The sequence below is a fragment of the Streptomyces sp. HNM0645 genome, assembly GCF_030056615.1.
Classification (GTDB): Bacteria; Actinomycetota; Actinomycetes; order Streptomycetales; family Streptomycetaceae; genus Streptomyces; species Streptomyces marianii.
The window spans coordinates 20,602-41,168 of record NZ_JASHLT010000007.1 but is presented as its reverse complement, the minus strand read 5'-3'; the positions used below and the strand labels follow the sequence as shown (position 1 = coordinate 41,168).

The 20,567-nt window shown below is 66.9% G+C and carries 15 protein-coding genes and 2 pseudogenes; all 17 read right to left on the bottom strand.

The genetic code is table 11. The features are described 5' to 3' along the window. Window positions 1–29: 29 nt before the first annotated feature. Entirely contained in the window at window positions 30–344 is a 315-nt protein-coding gene (gene rplW, locus QMZ92_RS06085; protein ID WP_018889347.1) for a 50S ribosomal protein L23, read from the bottom strand. Beyond that, entirely contained in the window at window positions 344–994 is a 651-nt protein-coding gene (rplD, locus tag QMZ92_RS06080) for a 50S ribosomal protein L4 (RefSeq protein ID WP_283296194.1), read from the bottom strand. The genes rplW and rplD overlap by 1 nt, the downstream gene beginning before the upstream one ends. An 8-nt stretch (window positions 995–1,002) precedes the next feature. Continuing rightward, window positions 1,003–1,647: a 50S ribosomal protein L3 gene (gene rplC / locus QMZ92_RS06075; RefSeq protein ID WP_017949665.1), complete on the bottom strand. Its 645-nt coding sequence runs from the start codon at window positions 1,645–1,647 to the stop codon at window positions 1,003–1,005. Between the two features lie 13 nt (window positions 1,648–1,660). After that, window positions 1,661–1,969, bottom strand: coding sequence for a 30S ribosomal protein S10 (gene rpsJ / locus QMZ92_RS06070; protein WP_003948644.1), 309 nt, complete (start codon window positions 1,967–1,969; stop codon window positions 1,661–1,663). Between the two features lie 811 nt (window positions 1,970–2,780). Further along, a complete protein-coding gene (locus QMZ92_RS06065; RefSeq protein ID WP_283296193.1) occupies window positions 2,781–3,278 on the bottom strand; it encodes an allene oxide cyclase barrel-like domain-containing protein in 498 nt (165 codons plus the stop codon). A 342-nt stretch (window positions 3,279–3,620) separates the two neighbouring features. Then, window positions 3,621–4,655, bottom strand: a pseudogene (gene tuf, locus QMZ92_RS06060) (elongation factor Tu); the annotation flags it as partial. A 151-nt stretch (window positions 4,656–4,806) separates the two neighbouring features. Continuing rightward, window positions 4,807–4,965: pseudogene (locus QMZ92_RS36290) on the bottom strand (GTP-binding protein); the annotation flags it as partial. Window positions 4,966–5,118: 153 nt separating this feature from the next. Beyond that, window positions 5,119–7,245, bottom strand: coding sequence for an elongation factor G (gene fusA, locus QMZ92_RS06050; protein WP_283296192.1), 2,127 nt, complete (start codon window positions 7,243–7,245; stop codon window positions 5,119–5,121). A gap of 40 nt (window positions 7,246–7,285) precedes the next feature. Beyond that, the gene (gene rpsG, locus QMZ92_RS06045) at window positions 7,286–7,756 is read right to left on the bottom strand and encodes a 30S ribosomal protein S7 (RefSeq protein ID WP_006347241.1); all 471 of its coding nucleotides are present in this window, start codon (window positions 7,754–7,756) and stop codon (window positions 7,286–7,288) included. Window positions 7,757–7,758: 2 nt separating this feature from the next. Continuing rightward, window positions 7,759–8,130 carry a 30S ribosomal protein S12 gene (rpsL, locus tag QMZ92_RS06040; RefSeq protein ID WP_003948652.1) on the bottom strand — a complete coding sequence of 124 codons (372 nt, stop codon included), beginning with the start codon at window positions 8,128–8,130 and terminating at the stop codon, window positions 7,759–7,761. 618 nt (window positions 8,131–8,748) lie between these two features. After that, a complete protein-coding gene (locus QMZ92_RS06035) occupies window positions 8,749–12,663 on the bottom strand; it encodes a DNA-directed RNA polymerase subunit beta' (protein WP_283296191.1) in 3,915 nt (1,304 codons plus the stop codon). Window positions 12,664–12,756: 93 nt separating this feature from the next. Next, a complete protein-coding gene (gene rpoB / locus QMZ92_RS06030) occupies window positions 12,757–16,242 on the bottom strand; it encodes a DNA-directed RNA polymerase subunit beta (RefSeq protein ID WP_283296190.1) in 3,486 nt (1,161 codons plus the stop codon). 542 nt (window positions 16,243–16,784) lie between these two features. Further along, window positions 16,785–17,171: a 50S ribosomal protein L7/L12 gene (rplL, locus tag QMZ92_RS06025; protein ID WP_269728899.1), complete on the bottom strand. Its 387-nt coding sequence runs from the start codon at window positions 17,169–17,171 to the stop codon at window positions 16,785–16,787. Window positions 17,172–17,283: 112 nt separating this feature from the next. Then, window positions 17,284–17,814 (bottom strand): 50S ribosomal protein L10, encoded by a 531-nt coding sequence (gene rplJ / locus QMZ92_RS06020; RefSeq protein ID WP_269728900.1) that lies wholly within the window; start codon window positions 17,812–17,814, stop codon window positions 17,284–17,286. A 373-nt stretch (window positions 17,815–18,187) separates the two neighbouring features. After that, complete coding sequence (locus QMZ92_RS06015; RefSeq protein ID WP_502962006.1) at window positions 18,188–19,132, bottom strand: SCO4651 family lipoprotein; 945 nt, start codon at window positions 19,130–19,132, stop codon at window positions 18,188–18,190. 156 nt (window positions 19,133–19,288) lie between these two features. Continuing rightward, a complete protein-coding gene (rplA, locus tag QMZ92_RS06010; RefSeq protein ID WP_138053681.1) occupies window positions 19,289–20,011 on the bottom strand; it encodes a 50S ribosomal protein L1 in 723 nt (240 codons plus the stop codon). Between the two features lie 82 nt (window positions 20,012–20,093). Then, the gene (rplK, locus tag QMZ92_RS06005; RefSeq protein WP_006347265.1) at window positions 20,094–20,528 is read right to left on the bottom strand and encodes a 50S ribosomal protein L11; all 435 of its coding nucleotides are present in this window, start codon (window positions 20,526–20,528) and stop codon (window positions 20,094–20,096) included. Window positions 20,529–20,567: the final 39 nt, after the last annotated feature.

The window sequence follows — 20,567 nt, the reverse complement described above, 5'->3', positions numbered from 1 at the left end:
CCTCGTCCGATATCGGACCAAGGTCTCCGTTAGGAGGCCTGGCCGAAGATGTCGATACGGTCGCCCTCGGCGAGGGTCACGATGGCGCGCTTGGTGTTGGCGCGCTTGCCGAAACCGGTGCGGGTGCGCTTGCGCTTGCCCTGGCGGTTGATCGTGTTCACCCCGGTGACCTTGACCGAGAAGACCGCCTCGACGGCCTGCTTGATCTGGGTCTTGTTGGCGTTGGGCGCGACGATGAACGTGTACTTGTTCTCGTCCAGCAGCGCGTAGCTCTTCTCCGAGACAACCGGCTTGACGAGAACGTCACGCGGGTCGGTGAAGGTCTTGCTGGTGATCTCGGCCATCAGGCCTCGCTCCCCTCATTGTCGTTGGCCTTGGGGCCGGACACGAAGGACTCGAAGGCGGCCTGGGTGAAGACCACGTCGTCGGAGACGAGCACGTCGTACGTGTTCAGCTGGCCCGGCTCCAGGATGTGCACCTGGGGCAGGTTGCGGGCGGACAGCCACGCGGCCTCGTCGGTGCGCTCGGCGACCAGGAGCAGGTTCTTGCGCTCCGAGATCTTGCCGAGCAGCGTCTTGGCGGCCTTGGTGGAGACCTCGCCCTCGACCACGCCGGAGACGACGTGGATGCGGGAGTTGCGGGCCCGGTCGGTGAGGGCACCGCGCAGGGCGGCGGCCTTCATCTTCTTCGGGGTCCGCTGCGAGTAGTCGCGCGGCACGGGGCCGTGCACGACGCCACCGCCGGCGAACTGCGGCGCACGGGTCGAACCCTGACGCGCGCGGCCGGTGCCCTTCTGGCGGTAGGGCTTCTTGCCACCGCCACGGACCTCGCCGCGGGTCTTGGTCTTGTGCGTGCCCTGGCGGGCAGCGGCCAGCTGCGCGACGACGACCTGGTGGATCAGCGGAACGCTGACCTTGGCGTCGAAGATCTCCGCGGGGAGCTCGACGCTACCGGCCTTGTCGCCAGCGGGCGAAAGGATGTCAATGGTGCTCATCGGTTACCTCAGGCCCCCTTGGCCGCGGTACGGACCAGGACGAGGCCGCCGTTCGGACCGGGAACCGCGCCCTTGATGAGCAGCAGACCCTTCTCCGCGTCAACGGCGTGGACGGTCAGGTTCTGGGTGGTGACCCGCTCGTTGCCCATGCGGCCCGCCATGCGGAGGCCCTTGAACACACGGCCCGGGGTGGCGCAGCCACCGATGGAACCGGGGGAGCGGTGCTTGCGCTGGGTGCCGTGTCCGGCGCCCAGGCCACGGAAGTTGTGGCGCTTCATGACACCGGCGAAGCCCTTGCCCTTGCTCTTGCCGGTGACGTCGACCTTCACGCCCGCCTCGAAGACCTCGGCGGTGATCTCCTGGCCGAGGGTGTACTCGCCGGCGTCGGCGGTACGGATCTCGACGAGGTGACGACGGGGGGTGACGTCGGCCTTGGCGAAGTGGCCCTTGAGGGGCTTGTTCACCTTGCGCGGGTCGATCTCGCCGAAGGCGATCTGGACCGACTCGTAGCCGTCGGTGTCGTTCGTACGGATCTGGGTGACGACATTGGGGCCGGCCTTGACGACGGTGACCGGGACGACGCGGTTGTTCTCGTCCCAGACCTGAGTCATGCCGAGCTTCTCGCCCAGGATGCCCTTGATCTGCTTAGCCATCTCGCGCGTCACCTCAGAGCTTGATCTCGATGTCGACGCCGGCCGGCAGGTCGAGACGCATGAGCGAGTCGACCGTCTTCGGCGTGGGGTCGAGGATGTCGATGAGGCGCTTGTGCGTGCGCATCTCGAAGTGCTCGCGCGAGTCCTTGTACTTGTGCGGCGACTTGATGACGCAGTACACGTTCTTCTCAGTGGGCAGCGGCACCGGGCCCGCGACCGACGCACCAGTACGGGTCACCGTCTCGACGATCTTCTTCGCCGAGGAGTCGATGACCTCGTGGTCGTAGGCCTTGAGCCGGATGCGGATCTTCTGTCCCGCCATGGCTACTTCGTAGTCCTGTCTCTCGTAACGCTCCGGAACCCGGTGTTCCCAGCCCTCTCCTCCGACCCACGCGGTCGGGCGTGTCGCACTCCCGCTACGCAGATGTCCGATACCGGATTTCCCTGCTGGAGGGGATTGCGATCCGCAGAAGAGACCGCTGGACGGGGGCGAGGGCCCACCGGGTGCCTGGCCGGCGCCCCGCTGACACTTCCCGGAAGATTCCNCCCACGCGGTCGGGCGTGTCGCACTCCCGCTACGCAGATGTCCGATACCGGATTTCCCTGCTGGAGGGGATTGCGATCCGCAGAAGAGACCGCTGGACGGGGGCGAGGGCCCACCGGGTGCCTGGCCGGCGCCCCGCTGACACTTCCCGGAAGATTCCCGTACGTCCGCCCCAGCGCTGCCGGGAGGCAGTTAGGGCGACGAGTACTGTGGGACTCGCTTCCGGTCCTCCCGGCGGGAGGCGCGCAGCATCGGCACTCAACCGAGCAACCCGGACAGTCTGCCATACGGGCCGCTGGGGGCGCCAATCGAGCCGAAGAGACTACCCCGGTCGCGAAGAAGGTCAAACCGCGGCACGCGGAGCACACGCTTCTACTGCCGGGCTGTCGCCCACCAACGGCGCAACAGGGGACGAGCCGCCCCGCAGCGCGAGGGCGTCCCTCCGGCGGTGCCGGGTTCACCTGGTCCGGAACTCCCCGCAGCAGGCGGGGAGTTCCGGACAGCAGGAGAGATGGTCGAACCGGCGGCAGCTGGCACGACGACGCTCATCGCCCGCCGTCCAGCCCGGGCCTCGCCGGATCGTTCCCGACTACTTCACGTTCCGCAGGTGGAAAACGACGCGGTAGGACGAGTCGTCCAACCGGCTGAAATCGGCGTAGCCCGTCACATGGGCGTAGTGGCCCGTGCCGCCGGTGACCGCTTCCGTGAATTCGTCCGGCTGCTCATTGTCCGGGTCCGTCTTGATCCCCTGCACGGTGATCTGCCCACGCGGCGTGTCGAAGGTCTCGATGCACTGCGAGACGGCGTCCGGCGCTTCGACGGCCATGATCAGGCACTGCACCCCGAAGGTCCCGAACGGCTTCCCCGTGTCGTAGAGGTAGTTCTCGCCCGTGAACCCGAACTGTGTGCCTGCCACAGCGGCCGGGGGTACGCCGAACGCCCCGGTCGTCTGGCTCACGATGTCCAGAACCTTTCCGCCGCCGGGGGTGGCTTCCTCGGTAGCCATGGCGGTGGCAGGCGTCAGCATCGCGGCGGACAGTGCCAGTGCGCCCACTGCGAGCGCGCCCTTGGGCCTCAAGAGGTTCATGTGTGTCCTTCCAGTGGAGAGAGACCTGACGTCGCCCAACCTGCGACGTGGGCGCGGGTGGCGCCAGCGCAGATGCCTGCCCCCTGGTCCGCCCGGGTCTGCAATGCCGCGCAATGGCGTAGTCGAGCGTGGAGTCCGTAGAGGCGCCGCCGACCACCCCGATCCGCACGCGGGCCGTCCCGTCATGCCCGCTCCAGACCCCTCACCGTCCCTCTCCCCCGGAGCTTCCTCCCCTGGTAGCGCCTATGCCGGGCGCACCACGCCAAGAGGCCCCGCACCTCACGGTGCGGGGCCTCTCGCTTGCAGCTCGCTGCTGAGCTACCAGGTCAGGCCGTCAAGAACTTACTTGACGATCTTGGTGACCTGGCCGGCGCCGACGGTCCGGCCACCCTCACGGATGGCGAACTTCAGGCCCTCCTCCATGGCGACCGGCTGGATCAGCTGGACGGACATGGTGGTGTTGTCGCCCGGCATGACCATCTCGGTGCCCTCGGGGAGGGTCACGACGCCGGTCACGTCCGTGGTACGGAAGTAGAACTGCGGGCGGTAGTTGTTGAAGAACGGGGTGTGACGACCACCCTCGTCCTTCGACAGGATGTAGGCCTGGGCCTCGAACTCGGTGTGCGGGGTGACCGAACCCGGCTTGATGATGACCTGGCCGCGCTCGACGTCCTCGCGCTTGATGCCGCGGAGGAGCAGACCGACGTTCTCACCGGCCTGGCCCTCGTCGAGCAGCTTGCGGAACATCTCGATGCCCGTGACCGTGGTGGTGGTCTTCTCCTGCTTGATGCCCACGATGTCGACGGTCTCGTTGACCTTGAGGACACCGCGCTCGATACGGCCGGTGACGACGGTGCCACGACCGGTGATCGTGAAGACGTCCTCGATCGGCATCAGGAACGGCTTGTCGACGTCACGCTCGGGCTGCGGGATCGCCTCGTCGACGGCGGCCATCAGGTTCAGGACCGACTGGCCCCACTCCTTGTCGCCCTCGAGAGCCTTGAGCGCCGAGACCTTGACGACCGGAACGTCGTCGCCCGGGAACTCGTACTCGGAGAGGAGCTCACGCACCTCGAGCTCGACGAGCTCCAGGATCTCCTCGTCGTCCACCATGTCGGCCTTGTTCAGGGCGACGACGATGTACGGAACGCCGACCTGGCGGGCCAGGAGCACGTGCTCCTTGGTCTGCGGCATCGGGCCGTCGGTGGCGGCGACCACGAGGATGGCGCCGTCCATCTGGGCGGCACCGGTGATCATGTTCTTGATGTAGTCCGCGTGACCGGGGCAGTCGACGTGGGCGTAGTGACGCGACTCGGTCTGGTACTCGACGTGCGCGATGGAGATGGTGATACCGCGCTGGCGCTCCTCAGGAGCCTTGTNCGTCCATCTGGGCGGCACCGGTGATCATGTTCTTGATGTAGTCCGCGTGACCGGGGCAGTCGACGTGGGCGTAGTGACGCGACTCGGTCTGGTACTCGACGTGCGCGATGGAGATGGTGATACCGCGCTGGCGCTCCTCAGGAGCCTTGTCGATCTGGTCGAAGGCCGAGGCCTCGTTCAGGTCCGGGTACGCGTCGTGCAGCACCTTGGTAATGGCGGCCGTGAGGGTCGTCTTACCGTGGTCGATGTGACCGATGGTGCCGATGTTGACGTGCGGCTTAGTCCGCTCGAACTTCGCCTTCGCCACTGGGGTCCTCCTGTGGAGTGGTTCTGTACGCCTTACTCATCGGCGCCAGGGTGATCTTTGCTGGTGGTGCCGGCCGCCGGGGCGAACCTCACGGGTTCGCGGGGAACACCCCGGCGGTCACGGCGTCAAGCCTACGGCGTGAACTCGGGTGAGTTACTCGCCCTTGGCCTTCGCGATGATCTCCTCGGCGACGTTCCGCGGAACCTCGGCGTAGGAGTCGAACTGCATCGAGTAGCTTGCGCGACCCGAGGTCTTGCTGCGGAGGTCGCCGACGTAGCCGAACATCTCCGACAGCGGCACCAGGCCCTTGACGACACGGGCGCCGGCACGCTCCTCCATGGCCTGGATCTGGCCACGGCGGGAGTTGATGTCACCGATGACATCGCCCATGTAGTCCTCGGGCGTGGTGACCTCGACGGCCATCATCGGCTCGAGGAGAACCGGGGACGCCTTGCGCGCGGCCTCCTTGAAGGCCTGCGAGCCGGCGATCTTGAACGCGAGCTCGGAGGAGTCGACCTCGTGGTAGGCGCCGTCGAGAAGCGTGACGCGGACGCCCGTCATCTCGTAGCCGGCGAGGATGCCGAACGACATCGCCTCCTGGCAGCCGGCGTCCACGGAAGGGATGTACTCCTTCGGGATGCGGCCACCGGTGACCTTGTTCACGAACTCGTAAGCGGCGTCGCCGCCCTCGATCGGCTCGACCGCGATCTGCACCTTGGCGAACTGACCGGTACCACCGGTCTGCTTCTTGTGGGTGTAGTCCACGCGGTCCACCGACTTGCGGATGGTCTCGCGGTACGCGACCTGCGGCTTGCCGACGTTGGCCTCGACCTTGAACTCGCGCTTCATGCGGTCGACGAGCACCTCGAGGTGAAGCTCGCCCATGCCGCCGATGACGGTCTGGCCGGTCTCCTCGTTGGTGTGCACCTGGAAGGAGGGGTCCTCCTCCGCGAGACGCTGGATGGCGACACCCAGCTTCTCCTGGTCGCCCTTGGACTTGGGCTCGATCGCGACCTCGATGACCGGCGCCGGGAAGTCCATGGACTCCAGGATGACCGGGTTCTTCTCGTCCGCGAGCGTCTCACCGGTGGTGGTCTGCTTGAGGCCCATGACGGCGACGATGTCACCGGCGCCCACCGAGTCGATCTCCTCACGCTTGTTGGCGTGCATGCGGTAGATCTTGCCGATGCGCTCCTTCTTGCCCTTGACGGAGTTCAGCACCGCGGTGCCCGACTCCAGGCGGCCCGAGTAGACCCGGACGAAGGTGAGCTTGCCCAGGTGCGGGTCGCTCATGATCTTGAAGGCCAGGGCGGCCAGCGGCTCGGTGTCGGCCGGCTTGCGGCGCACGACCTGATCGGCGTCCTTGACGTCGTGGCCCTCGATGGCCTCGACGTCGAGCGGCGACGGCAGGTAGCGGACGACGGCGTCGAGCAGGGGCTGCACGCCCTTGTTCTTGAACGCGGTGCCGCAGAACACCGGGGTGACCGTGGTGCCCTTGCCCTTGCCGGAGGCGATGGTGATACGACGGATCGCGGCGTACAGCTGCTCCTCGGAGGGCTCCTGGCCCTCGAGGTACAGCTCCATGATCTCCTCGTCGTTCTCGGCCACGGCCTCGAGCAGCTTGCCGCGGTACTCCTCGGCAGCCTCGGTGTGGGTGTCCGGGATGTCGACGGTGTCGTACATCTCGCCCTTGGCGGCCTCGGCGGACCAGACCAGGGCCTTCATGCGGACCAGGTCGATGACGCCCTTGAAGTCGGCCTCGGCACCGATCGGGAGCTGCATGACGATCGGCTGCGCGCCCAGGCGGTCGCTGATCATGTCGACGCAGCGGTGGAACTCGGCACCGGTGCGGTCGAGCTTGTTCACGAAGCAGATGCGCGGAACGCCGTAGCGGTCGGCCTGACGCCACACGGTCTCGGACTGCGGCTCGACGCCGGCGACGCCGTCGAACACCGTCACGGCACCGTCGAGCACACGCAGGGAGCGCTCCACCTCGACGGTGAAGTCAACGTGCCCCGGGGTGTCGATGATGTTGATGGTGTGGTCGACGTCCTCGAGCGGCCAGTGACAGGTCGTCGCGGCGGACGTGATCGTGATGCCGCGCTCCTGCTCCTGCTCCATCCAGTCCATCGTGGCGGCGCCGTCGTGGACCTCACCGATCTTGTACGAAACACCGGTGTAGAACAGGATGCGCTCGGTGGTGGTCGTCTTGCCCGCGTCGATGTGGGCCATGATCCCGATGTTGCGGACCTTGGCCAGGTCAAGCGAAGTGGTAGCCATAAGGCTTTCGTCTTCTCTCGGTTCTCGATGGGGTTTGCGACTACCAGCGGTAGTGCGCGAAGGCCTTGTTGGACTCGGCCATCTTGTGCGTGTCCTCGCGCTTCTTGACCGAAGCACCGAGGCCGTTCGAGGCGTCCAGGAGCTCGTTCATGAGGCGCTCGGTCATGGTCTTCTCGCGGCGGGCGCGGGAGTAGCCGACGACCCAGCGCAGCGCGAGGGTGGAGGCGCGGCCGGGCTTGACCTCGATCGGCACCTGGTAGGTGGCGCCACCGACACGGCGGGACTTGACCTCGAGGGACGGCTTGACGTTCTCGAGGGCGCGCTTCAGCGTGATGACCGGGTCGGCGCCGGTCTTCTCACGGAGGCCTTCCATGGCGCCGTAGACGATGCGCTCGGCGGTGGAACGCTTGCCGTTGAGCAGGATCTTGTTGATCAGCGAGGTCACCAGAGGAGAACCGTAGACCGGGTCGATGATGACCGGGCGCTTCGGGGCGGGGCCCTTACGAGGCATTCTTACTTCTCCTTCTTGGCGCCGTAGCGGCTGCGGGCCTGCTTGCGGTTCTTGACACCCTGGGTGTCGAGGGAACCGCGGATGATCTTGTAGCGAACACCCGGCAGGTCCTTCACACGGCCACCACGCACGAGCACGATGGAGTGCTCCTGCAGGTTGTGTCCCTCACCCGGAATGTAGGCCGTGACCTCGATGCCCGAGGTCAGACGCACACGCGCGACCTTACGGAGGGCCGAGTTCGGCTTCTTCGGGGTGGTCGTGAACACACGCGTGCAGACGCCGCGACGCTGAGGGGAACCCTCGAGTGCGGGCGTCTTGTTCTTCTCGACCTTGTCCTGCCGGCCCTTCCGGACCAGCTGCTGGATCGTAGGCACTACTTCTCCGGTTTCTGTGTGCCGTGTAGTAAAGCTAACCTGGAACGTCGCCGACCCACGCGGTCGGGTGTGTCGAATACCGCGGACCCCCGCCGAAGGCGGAAAAGGCGCAGATTACGGTGGCCGGTCTTGGCTCGCTGTGCGGCTGAGGACACGCACATGAGCCCAGGCACACCCCAGGCACAAGGTCTGAGCGTACCTACCTCACCGACTTCGGTCAAAACAAATGGAGCCCGCCCGACACTCCGGATTCTCGCCAGATGTCCACCCGGGCCGCCGACGCCTCGATTCCATTGTGCCGCGCCCCGCGGAACTTCTCTTCCGTCGACCGCCGCCCCGGCTCCCGACGGGGCCGTGCGGGCACCCTGCGTAGCCGTCCGGCGGCGGAGAACCACCACGTGGGAGCGGTGCGGGATCGCGTGAGCGGCGCGGCAGGGCGACCGGACCCGACGGACCGCCCGTCCCCCGCCGAACGTTCCACGGCGGGCCCCGAACCGCGCCGCCCACCCCAAGCGCCCCGTCGCAGGGGGCAGTTCGCCCGCCCCTCCGGCATCACCCGGGACACGCCGAAGGGCGGCCACCCCGGAGGGTGACCGCCCTTGGCGTCAGACGTACGCCTTACTGGTTGTACGGACCGTAGTCGTAGTCCTCCAGCGGAACGGCCTGGCCGGAGCCGGTGCCGAACGGCGAGTAGTCGATGTCGTCGTAGCCGACGGCCGAGTACATCGCGGCCTTGGCCTCCTCGGTCGGCTCGACCCGGATGTTGCGGTAGCGGGCGAGGCCCGTACCGGCCGGGATGAGCTTACCGATGATGACGTTCTCCTTGAGGCCGATCAGGGAGTCCGACTTGGCGTTGATCGCCGCGTCGGTCAGAACCCTGGTCGTCTCCTGGAAGGACGCCGCCGACAGCCACGACTCGGTCGCCAGCGAGGCCTTGGTGATACCCATCAGCTGCGGACGGCCGGAGGCCGGGTGGCCGCCTTCCTGGACCACACGACGGTTCTCGTGCTCGAACTTCGAGCGCTCCACCAGCTCGCCCGGCAGCAGCTCCGCGTCGCCGGACTCGATGATCGTCACACGGCGCAGCATCTGCCGGATGATGATCTCGATGTGCTTGTCGTGGATCGACACACCCTGCGAGTTGTAGACCTTCTGGACCTCGCCGACCAGGTGGACCTGGACTGCGCGCTGGCCGAGGATCCGCAGCACGTCGTGCGGGTTGGTGGCGCCGAAGGTGAGCTTCTGGCCCACCTCGACGTGGTCGCCGTCCCGCACCAGGAGCTTGGCGCGCTTCGAGATCGGGTACGCCGCCTCGTCGCTGCCGTCGTCCGGGGTGATGACGATCTTCTTGGTCTTCTCGGTCTCCTCGACCCGGACGATGCCGGCCACCTCGGAGATCGGGGCGACACCCTTCGGGGTACGGGCCTCGAAGAGCTCGACGACACGCGGCAGACCCTGCGTGATGTCGTCACCGGCCACACCACCGGTGTGGAAGGTACGCATCGTCAGCTGGGTACCGGGCTCACCGATGGACTGGGCGGCGATGATGCCGACCGCCTCACCGATGTCGACCAGCTTGCCGGTGGCGAGCGAACGGCCGTAGCAGTACGCACACGTACCGACCGCGGACTCGCAGGTCAGGACCGAGCGGGTCTTGACCTCCTCGACACCCGCGCCCACGAGCGCGTCGATCAGCACGTCACCGAGGTCGACGTTGGCCGGCGCGATGACCTTGCCGTCCACCACGACGTCCTCGGCGAGCATCCGCGCGTACACCGACGTCTCGACGTCGTCCGCCTTGCGCAGGACGCCGTCGGCGCCCCGCTCGGCGATCCGCAGCTTCAGACCGCGGTCGGTGCCGCAGTCCTCCTCGCGGATGATGACGTCCTGCGAGACGTCGACCAGACGACGGGTCAGGTAACCCGAGTCGGCCGTACGCAGGGCGGTGTCGGCGAGACCCTTACGGGCACCGTGCGTGGAGATGAAGTACTCCAGCACGGAGAGACCCTCGCGGAAGGACGCCTTGATCGGACGCGGGATCGTCTCGTTCTTGGCGTTCGACACCAGACCGCGCATACCCGCGATCTGACGCATCTGCATCATGTTTCCGCGAGCACCCGAGTTGACCATCATGAAGATGGGGTTGGTCTTCGGGAAGTTCTCGTTCATCGCCTCGGCGACCTCGTTGGTCGCCTTGGTCCAGATCGCGATGAGCTCCTGCGTGCGCTCGTCCTTGGTGATCAGACCGCGCTCGTACTGCTTCTGGACCTTCTCGTCCTGCGCCTCGTAGCCCGCGACGATCTCCTTCTTCGCCTCGGGAACGACGACGTCGGAGATGGCCACGGTGACACCGGAACGGGTCGCCCAGTAGAAGCCGGCCGCCTTCAGGTTGTCGAGCGTCGCCGCCACGATGACCTTCGGGTAGCGCTCGGCGAGGTCGTTGACGATCTCGGAGAGCTGCTTCTTGCCGACCGTGTAGTCCACGAACGGGTAGTCCTCGGGCAGCAGCTCGTTGAAGAGCGCGCGGCCCAGGGTGGTCGTCAGCCGGAAGCTGTCGCCCTGCTGCCAGGGACCGGCCCCGACGGCGTCGTCCCCGTCCTCGTCCACCGGCGGGGTCCAGCCGCGCGGCGGCACGGTGCCGATGGGGAAGCGGATGTCGATCTTCGCCTGGAGCGAGAGCTCCCGGGCGTCGAACGCCATGATCGCCTCGGCGGTGGAGTTGAACGCGCGGCCCTCGCCGCGCACCTCGCGCTCCTGCTCGTCCGTGGTGAGGAAGAAGAGGCCCAGCACCATGTCCTGGGTCGGCATGGTGACCGGACGGCCGTCAGCCGGCTTCAGGATGTTGTTCGAGGACAGCATCAGGATGCGGGCCTCGGCCTGCGCCTCCGCGGACAGCGGCAGGTGCACGGCCATCTGGTCACCGTCGAAGTCCGCGTTGAACGCGGTGCAGACGAGCGGGTGGATCTGGATGGCCTTGCCCTCGACCAGCTGCGGCTCGAAGGCCTGGATGCCGAGGCGGTGCAGCGTGGGCGCACGGTTCAGCAGCACCGGGTGCTCGGCGATGACCTCTTCGAGGACGTCGTACACGACGGTGCGACCGCGCTCGACCATGCGCTTGGCCGACTTGATGTTCTGCGCGTGGTTCAGGTCGACCAGACGCTTCATCACGAACGGCTTGAAGAGCTCCAGCGCCATGGCCTTGGGCAGACCGCACTGGTGCAGCTTCAGCTGCGGGCCGACGACGATCACGGACCGCGCCGAGTAGTCGACCCGCTTGCCGAGCAGGTTCTGACGGAAGCGGCCCTGCTTGCCCTTCAGCATGTCGCTGAGGGACTTCAGCGGGCGGTTGCCCGGACCGGTGACCGGGCGGCCGCGGCGACCGTTGTCGAACAGCGCGTCGACGGCCTCCTGCAGCATCCGCTTCTCGTTGTTCACGATGATCTCGGGGGCACCGAGGTCGAGCAGACGCTTCAGTCGGTTGTTGCGGTTGATCACACGGCGGTACAGGTCGTTCAGGTCGGAGGTCGCGAAGCGGCCACCGTCCAGCTGCACCATCGGACGCAGGTCCGGCGGGATCACCGGCACGCAGTCCAGCACCATGCCCTTGGGGCTGTTGCTGGTCTGCAGGAAGGCGGAGACGACCTTGAGGCGCTTGAGCGCACGGGTCTTCTTCTGCCCCTTGCCGGTACGGATGATCTCGCGGAGGCGCTCGGCCTCCTCCTCCAGGTCGAAGGACTCCAGGCGCTTCTGCAGCGCCGCGGCACCCATCGAGCCGTCGAAGTACGTGCCGAAGCGGTCACGCAGCTCGCGGTAGAGCAGCTCGTCGCCCTCGAGGTCCTGGACCTTGAGGTTCTTGAAGCGGCTCCACACCTCGTCGAGACGGTCGATCTCGCGCTGGGCACGGTCGCGCAGCTGCTTCATCTCGCGCTCGGCACCCTCGCGCACCTTGCGGCGCACGTCGGCCTTGGCACCCTCGGCCTCGAGCTCGGCCAGGTCGGCCTCGAGCTTCTTGGCGCGGGCCTCCAGGTCTGCGTCGCGGCGGTTCTCGACCTGCTGGCGCTCGACGGAGACGTGGGCCTCGAGCGAGGGCAGGTCGCGCGTGCGGCGCTCCTCGTCCACGTACGTGATCATGTACGCGGCGAAGTAGATGACCTTCTCCAGGTCCTTCGGGGCGAGGTCGAGCAGGTAGCCCAGCCGCGACGGAACGCCCTTGAAGTACCAGATGTGGGTGACGGGTGCGGCCAGCTCGATGTGGCCCATCCGCTCGCGGCGCACCTTGGCGCGCGTGACCTCGACGCCACAGCGCTCACAGATGATGCCCTTGAAGCGGACGCGCTTGTACTTGCCGCAGTAGCACTCCCAGTCCCGGGTAGGACCGAAGATCTTCTCGCAGAAGAGTCCGTCCTTCTCGGGCTTGAGCGTGCGGTAGTTGATGGTCTCCGGCTTCTTGACCTCGCCGTGGGACCACTGACGGATGTCGTCAGCGGTGGCCAGGCCGATCCGCAGCTCGTCGAAGAAGTTGACGTCGAGCACTATGCGTCAATCCCTCTCAGGGTCGTGTCTCAATCATGGTCTGTACGGGGTCCCGGGGCCCGCCACCCCGGGTGAGGGGTGGCGGGAGGCCCGTCAGACCTCTTCGACGCTGCTCGGCTCGCGCCGGGACAGGTCGATACCGAGCTCCTCCGCGGCGCGGAAGACGTCCTCGTCGGTGTCGCGCATCTCGATGGACATGCCGTCCGAGGACAGCACCTCCACGTTGAGGCACAGGGACTGCATCTCCTTGATGAGCACCTTGAAGGACTCGGGGATGCCGGGCTCGGGGATGTTCTCGCCCTTGACGATGGCCTCGTAGACCTTCACGCGGCCGGTGACGTCGTCGGACTTGATGGTCAGCAGCTCCTGGAGGGCGTATGCGGCGCCGTATGCCTCGAGCGCCCACACCTCCATCTCACCGAACCGCTGGCCACCGAACTGAGCCTTACCACCCAGCGGCTGCTGGGTGATCATCGAGTACGGACCGGTCGAGCGCGCGTGCAGCTTGTCGTCGACCAGGTGGTGCAGCTTGAGGATGTACATGTACCCGACCGAGATCGGGTCCGGGAACGGCTCGCCGGAGCGGCCGTCGAACAGGCGCGCCTTGCCGGACGGGAGGACCATGCGGTCGCCGTCGCGGTTCGGGACCGTGTGCTCCAGCAGACCCGCCAGCTCGTCCTCGCGGGCACCGTCGAAGACCGGGGTCGCCACGTTGGTGCGGGGGGCGACCTGGTCGGCACCGATGGCCTGCAGGCGCTGGGCCCACTCGTCGGCGAGACCGGAGACGTCCCAGCCCTGGCTGGCGAGCCAGCCGAGGTGGATCTCCAGGACCTGTCCCGGGTTCATTCGGGACGGGACGCCGAGCGGGTTGAGGATGATGTCGACCGGGGTGCCGTCCTCCAGGAACGGCATGTCCTCGATCGGCAGGATCTTGGAGATGACGCCCTTGTTGCCGTGACGGCCGGCGAGCTTGTCACCGTCGGTGATCTTGCGCTTCTGCGCGACGTACACGCGCACCAGCTGGTTCACACCGGGGGGAAGCTCGTCGCCCTCCTCGCGGTCGAAGACGCGGACGCCGATGACCTTGCCGGTCTCGCCGTGCGGCACCTTCAGCGAGGTGTCACGCACCTCGCGGGCCTTCTCACCGAAGATCGCGCGGAGCAGGCGCTCCTCCGGGGTCAGCTCGGTCTCACCCTTCGGAGTGACCTTGCCGACCAGGATGTCACCGGCGACGACCTCGGCACCGATACGGATGATGCCGCGCTCGTCGAGGTCGGCGAGGACCTCCTCGGAGACGTTCGGGATGTCCCGGGTGATCTCCTCCGGGCCGAGCTTGGTGTCACGGGCGTCGACCTCGTGCTCCTCGATGTGGATCGAGGAGAGGACGTCGTCCTGCACGAGGCGCTGCGACAGGATGATCGCGTCCTCGTAGTTGTGGCCCTCCCACGGCATGAACGCCACGAGCAGGTTCTTGCCGAGCGCCATCTCACCGTTCTCGGTGGCCGGCCCGTCGGCGAGGACCTGGCCCTCGATGACCCGGTCGCCCTCGGAGACGACGACCTTCTGGTTGACCGAGGTGCCCTGGTTGGAGCGGGAGAACTTGGCGATGCGGTACGTGGTGTACGTGCCGTCGTCGTTGGCGACGGTGATGTAGTCGGCCGAGACCTCCTGGATCACACCGTCCTTCTCCGCCTTGATGACGTCGCCGGCGTCGGTGGCACAGCGGTACTCCATGCCGGTGCCGACGAGCGGGGCCTCCGCCTTGATGAGCGGAACGGCCTGGCGCATCATGTTCGCGCCCATGAGGGCGCGGTTGGCGTCGTCGTGCTCGAGGAACGGGATCATGGCGGTCGCGACCGACACCATCTGGCGCGGCGAGACGTCCATGTAGTCCACGTCCTCGGGCGACACGTAGTCGACCTCGCCGCCGCGGCGGCGGACGAGCACGCGGGCCTCGGAGAAACGCAGGTCGTCGTTGAGCGCGGCGTTGGCCTGCGCGATGACGAAGCGGTCCTCCTCGTCGGCGGTCAGGTAGTCCACCTCGTCGGTGACCTGACCACCCTCGACCTTGCGGTACGGCGTCTCGACGAAGCCGAACGCGTTGACGCGGCCGTACGAGGCGAGCGAACCGATCAGACCGATGTTCGGGCCTTCGGGGGTCTCGATCGGGCACATGCGTCCGTAGTGGGACGGGTGCACGTCACGGACTTCGAAGCCCGCCCGCTCACGGGACAGACCGCCGGGGCCCAGCGCCGACAGGCGACGCTTGTGGGTCAGGCCCGACAGCGGGTTGTTCTGGTCCATGAACTGGGACAGCTGGCTGGTGCCGAAGAACTCCTTGATGGAGGCGACGACCGGCCGGATGTTGATCAGGGTCTGCGGCGTGATCGCCTCGACGTCCTGGGTGGTCATGCGCTCACGCACGACGCGCTCCATACGGGCGAGACCCGTACGGACCTGGTTCTGGATCAGCTCGCCGACGTTGCGCAGACGGCGGTTGCCGAAGTGGTCGATGTCGTCGGTCTCGACGACGATCTGCGTACCGCTCTCGCCGACCGTCTCGGTCTCACCGGCGTGCAGCTTGACCAGGTACTTGATGGTCGCGATGACGTCGTCGGTGGTGAGCACGCCGGCGTCCAGCGGCTCGTCCGCGCCAAGCTTCTTGTTGACCTTGTAGCGACCGACCTTGGCGAGGTCGTAGCGCTTCGGGTTGAAGTACAGGTTCTCGAGAAGGGTCTGCGCGGCCTCGCGCGTCGGGGGCTCGCCCGGGCGCAGCTTGCGGTAGATGTCGAGCAGCGCGTCGTCCTGGCCCTGCGTGTGGTCCTTCTCCAGGGTGGCGCGCATCGACTCGTACTCGCCGAACTCCTCGAGGATCTGCTCGGTGGTCCAGCCGAGCGCCTTCAGGAGGACGGTGACGGACTGCTTGCGCTTGCGGTCGATGCGGACACCGACCATGTCGCGCTTGTCGATCTCCATCTCCAGCCAGGCGCCCCGGGACGGGATGATCTTGGCGGAGAAGATGTCCTTGTCGGACGTCTTGTCGATGGAGGAGTCGAAGTAGACACCCGGCGAGCGGACCAGCTGCGACACCACGACACGCTCGGTGCCGTTGATGACGAAGGTGCCCTTGTTGGTCATGAGCGGGAAGTCGCCCATGAAGACCGTCTGGGACTTGATCTCGCCGGTCTCGTTGTTGGTGAACTCGGCCGTGACGAAGAGCGGGGCGGCGTACGTGAAGTCGCGCTCCTTGCACTCGTCGATCGAGTTCTTCGGAGGCTCGAAGCGGTGGTCGCGGAAGGTCAGCGACATCGACCCGGAGAAGTCCTCGATCGGGGAGATCTCCTCGAAGATCTCCTCCAGACCGGACTTGGTGGGGACGTCCTGTCCGGACTCCAGAGCCGCCTCGACACGAGCCTTCCACGCGGCGTTGCCGAGCAGCCAGTCAAAGCTCTCGGTCTGCAGCGCGAGGAGGTTCGGAACCTCGAGGGGCTCCTTGATCTTTGCAAAGGAGATGCGCAGCGGGGCGGTGCTTGCGCCGTTGTTCGTATTCGCGGTCGAGGCGTTGCGCGAGGCGGCCAAGAGGGGGTCCTTCCGAGGGCTCGGACTCACTACGCGCGTACCGGTCCCAAGCCGGGCACAAAGACAGAAATCCCAGGTCAGGGCTATTCTGGCCAACGATGCTCGTGCGTGGGGATGCCCCTGGTGACGGGCAGGGGGCAGCTAACAGGCAGCGCAAAGGGTCAGTGTAGCCACTTGGCCCACTGATGTCCAGGGCGGGTAAACCGAGACCCTCGTTGTTCTCAACTCCGCGGTATGCCGTGCGCCGGGAGGCGCACACCGATACTGCCCGTTCGGTCGCCGATCCATGCCTCGAACTTGGACCGTTGTGACGACGCGTCCTGAGAATTGCGCGCTGCGTGCGGTTCGTCAAGGCCCCCCAGCCCAATCCTGGCTGCGGGGATCGTCACCTGGCGCACGGCGAAGATCACCTTACTCTCCGCAGCGGACATCGCAAGGCGCCCACCCGACGGTGGAGGGAACGCCGAAGGGCGACCACCCGAATGGATGATCGCCCTTCAGTGTGTGCGCGTTACAGCGCGGGAGTCAGAGGACTCGCGAGGTCACTTGACCTCGACGGCCGCACCGGCAGCCTTGAGGGACTCGGCGGCCTTGTCAGCGGCCTCCTTGTTGACCTTCTCGAGGACCGGCTTCGGGGTGCCGTCGACGAGGTCCTTGGCCTCCTTCAGGCCCAGGGAGGTCAGCTCACGCACGACCTTGATGACCTGGATCTTCTTGTCGCCGGCGCCGGTGAGGATGACGTCGAACTCGTCCTTCTCCTCGACGGCCTCGGCGGCAGCGGCACCGGCGCCACCGGCGGCGGCAACGGCGACCGGGGCGGCGGCGGTGACGTCGAACTTCTCCTCGAACGCCTTCACGAACTCGGAGAGCTCGATGAGGGTCATCTCCTCGAACTGCGCGAGCAGGTCTTCCTGAGACAGCTTCGCCATGATGGCGGTCCTTCCACTAAATCGGCTGGTGCCGGGTGTACATGTCGGCGGGCGTACGTTGGGCCCGCTGCGACCCGCGCGCTAGGCGGCGCGGGTCAATGCGCGAGCCGAATTACTCGGCACCGCCCTGCTCGGCCTGCTTGGCACGAAGCGCGTCCACGGTGCGGACGAGCTTCGACGGGAGCGCCTGGAAGAGCGCGGCAGCCTGGGACTGCTTGCCCTTCATGGCACCCGCCAGCTTGGCGAGCAGAACCTCGCGGGACTCGAGGTCCGCAAGCTTCTTGATCTCATCGGCGGACAGCGCCTTGCCGTCAAGGACACCGCCCTTGATGATGAGGTTCGGGTTCTCCTTGGCGAAGTCACGAAGACCCTTCGCCGACTCCACCGGGTCACCGGTGATGAAGGCGACCGCCGTCGGACCAGCGAACTGGTCGTCGAGCGAGGTGATCCCGGCCTCGTTGGCCGCAATCTTGGTCAGCGTGTTCTTCACCACGGCGTACTGGGCGTTCTCACCGAGCGAACGACGCAGCTGCTTGAGCTGCGCCACGGTGAGACCGCGGTACTCGGTCAGCACGGCGGCGTTCGAGCTGCGGAACTTGTCCGTCAGCTCGGCGACCGCGGCGGACTTGTCGGGCCTCGCCATGAGCCTCGGCCTCCTTCCGGGTGATTCGGACCGCATGGGCTGAAGGAAGGAGACTGGGCAAAACGAAACGCCCCGGCGCAGGCGCACGGGGCGTGGCTCGACCGGGCTGACGTCCGGGAGCTTCATCCACAGTCACCTGCGCGGGTCGTCCGCAGCTAGCGGATCCTTCGGCCGCCGAAACCCTCACGGGCACGGCAACGACCAGCGGTCTTTGGCTTCCGGGGAAGAGTACGCGAACGGATCGGCGTCAAGCAAATCGGGCGTCCGGACCGGCCGGACCCCGGTGGACGGGGGCGGTCGGCAGATCCTGCCCACCGCCACCCGCCAGGGGATGTCCGGACGCTCGGCCGTGCCGGCCGTGCCGGCCGTGCCGTCAGCCGTCCAGGCCGGGGCCGCCCTCCGCGCCCGAGCCCTCCAGCTCCTTGAGCATCTTGAAGAGGTCGAAGGTGTCCTTCGCCGGCGGCGCCTGGACCGTGGCCGCGGCGCCGTAGTCGGAGTAGTTCGCCGTCATGGTCATCGTGCCCTGAGGCATCTTCATGCCGACGACCATCTTGACCGGGTAGTCGTCCTCATTGACCCAGACCTCGGTGTCGTAGCCCGTGATGCCGGCCTTCTTGACGCCGGCGACCAGCTCCTTGCGCTCCTCCGCGGAGAGCACGTCGAGGGACTCGTTGGCGTCGAGTATCTCCTGGAAGGTCAGCGTGCCCTTGTAGTGCTGCGTCTCGACCCCGTCGACCTTCTCCGCGCCGACGTGCTTGATGCTCGGCGAGCCGAGCAGCAGGGCGAGCTGCTGGGCCGGGTCCTGGTTCATGTTCTCCAGGCTGCCGGTCATCTGCTTCTGGAGCGCCTTGTCGCCGCTGGCCTCGGCGGCGGCCTTGAAGTCCATCTTCATCCAGCGCTTGCCGTCCATCTCGGCGGCCTGCTTGGCACCCATCTCCATGTACATGGCCTGGTCCACCATGACCATGCGCACCTGGGAAGGCGCGTCCGGGTTGCCCGCGGTGAGCATCGAGCCCTTCACGGTGACGTCCATCACACCGGGGTTCCAGCCCTGCACACCGGACATCACCATCGTGCCGCCGCCCTCCATGCCCGCAGGCATGGCCATGGTCATGCGGACCTTGGCGGACTTGGCGTCCGCCGTCTTCTTGTACGCGGCCTGGATCACCTTGGTGATCTCACCCTGCGACTGGACGGCGGACCGCGGGGAGTCGGCGGCCTTCTTCTTCCCGCCCTCGTCACCGTCCTGACAGCCCGCGACACCCGCGACGACGGCAACGGCCGTCAGGGAGACGCCCACGCGCTTCCACGTCGACATGCTCATGAATCCCCACCCCTGCTCTTCAGTTCTGTTGCGTCCGTGAAGTCAACCGAACGGTAACGCACCCCACCGACACCGTCGTAATGGAAAACCGGCCCCCGCGCCTCGGGAAGAGGTACGGGGGCCGGTCTCACCGTGTGCGAGCCGTCAGGCTCAGACCGCGGCCGGGTCCTCCTCGACGAGGAGGTTGCGGGTGCGGTTCGAGTCCAGCGGGATGCCGGGACCCATGGTGGTGGTCAGGGTCGCCTTCTTGATGTAGCGGCCCTTCGCCGCGGACGGCTTCAGACGGAGGATCTCCTCCAGCGCCGCGGCGTAGTTCTCGACCAGCTTGGTCTCGTCGAAGGAGACCTTGCCGATGATGAAGTGCAGGTTCGCGTGCTTGTCGACACGGAACTCGATCTTGCCGCCCTTGATGTCGGTGACGGCCTTGGCGACGTCCATGGTCACGGTGCCGGTCTTGGGGTTCGGCATCAGACCACGGGGACCGAGCACGCGGCCGAGACGGCCGACCTTGCCCATGAGGTCCGGGGTGGCGACGACGGCGTCGAAGTCCAGACGACCCTTCGAGACCTCGTCGATCAGTTCGTCGGAGCCGACGATGTCGGCGCCCGCGGCCTCCGCGGCCGCAGCACGGTCACCGGTCGCGAAGACCAGGACCCGGGCGGTCTTGCCGGTGCCGTGCGGAAGGTTCACGGTGCCACGGACCATCTGGTCGGCCTTGCGCGGGTCGACGCCCAGGCGGAAGGCGACCTCGACGGTGCCGTCGAACTTGGTGGTGGCGGTGTCCTTCGCAATTCGGACGGCCTCGAGCGGGGCGTAGTTGCGCTCCCGGTCGACCTTGGCGTCCGCGTTGCGGAGAGCCTTGCTGCGCTTCACTTCTTCTCCTGTGGTGTCTCAGGCGTGGAGTTCGTGGTCCGGGCCAGCGCCTGGCCCTGCCACTGAGGTCTCGGGGAGCTGATCAGCCCTCGACCGTGATGCCCATGGAACGGGCGGTGCCGGCGATGATCTTCTCGGCGGCGTCCAGGTCGTTGGCGTTCAGGTCGGGCATCTTGGTGGTGGCGATCTCGCGGACCTGGTCGCGCGTCAGCTTGGCGACCTTGGTCTTGTGCGGCTCGCCGGAGCCCTTGTCCACGCCCGCGGCCTTGAGGATCAGCTTGGCGGCCGGCGGAGTCTTGGTGATGAAGGTGAAGGAACGGTCCTCGTAGACCGTGATCTCCACCGGCACGACCATGCCACGCTGCGACTCGGTCGCGGCGTTGTAGGCCTTGCAGAACTCCATGATGTTGACGCCGTGCTGACCCAGCGCGGGGCCGACCGGCGGAGCCGGGTTGGCGGCGCCGGCCTGGATCTGGAGCTTGATAAGCCCCGTGACCTTCTTCTTCTTGGGAGGCATTGCTCTCTCCGGGTCCAGTTGAGAGTGTGCTGAAACTGC

Bases quoted from the DNA above. Each gene is read 5' to 3' on its own strand.
- rplW (WP_018889347.1), bottom strand. From the start codon at position 344: ATGGCCGAGATCACCAGCAAGACCTTCACCGACCCGCGTGACGTTCTC.
- rplD (WP_283296194.1), bottom strand. From the start codon at position 994: ATGAGCACCATTGACATCCTTTCGCCCGCTGGCGACAAGGCCGGTAGC.
- rplC (WP_017949665.1), bottom strand. From the start codon at position 1,647: ATGGCTAAGCAGATCAAGGGCATCCTGGGCGAGAAGCTCGGCATGACT.
- rpsJ (WP_003948644.1), bottom strand. From the start codon at position 1,969: ATGGCGGGACAGAAGATCCGCATCCGGCTCAAGGCCTACGACCACGAG.
- QMZ92_RS06065 (WP_283296193.1), bottom strand. From the start codon at position 3,278: ATGAACCTCTTGAGGCCCAAGGGCGCGCTCGCAGTGGGCGCACTGGCA.
- fusA (WP_283296192.1), bottom strand. From the start codon at position 7,245: ATGGCTACCACTTCGCTTGACCTGGCCAAGGTCCGCAACATCGGGATC.
- rpsG (WP_006347241.1), bottom strand. From the start codon at position 7,756: ATGCCTCGTAAGGGCCCCGCCCCGAAGCGCCCGGTCATCATCGACCCG.
- rplL (WP_269728899.1), bottom strand. From the start codon at position 17,171: ATGGCGAAGCTGTCTCAGGAAGACCTGCTCGCGCAGTTCGAGGAGATG.
- rplJ (WP_269728900.1), bottom strand. From the start codon at position 17,814: ATGGCGAGGCCCGACAAGTCCGCCGCGGTCGCCGAGCTGACGGACAAG.
- QMZ92_RS06015 (WP_502962006.1), bottom strand. From the start codon at position 19,132: ATGTCGACGTGGAAGCGCGTGGGCGTCTCCCTGACGGCCGTTGCCGTC.
- rplK (WP_006347265.1), bottom strand. From the start codon at position 20,528: ATGCCTCCCAAGAAGAAGAAGGTCACGGGGCTTATCAAGCTCCAGATC.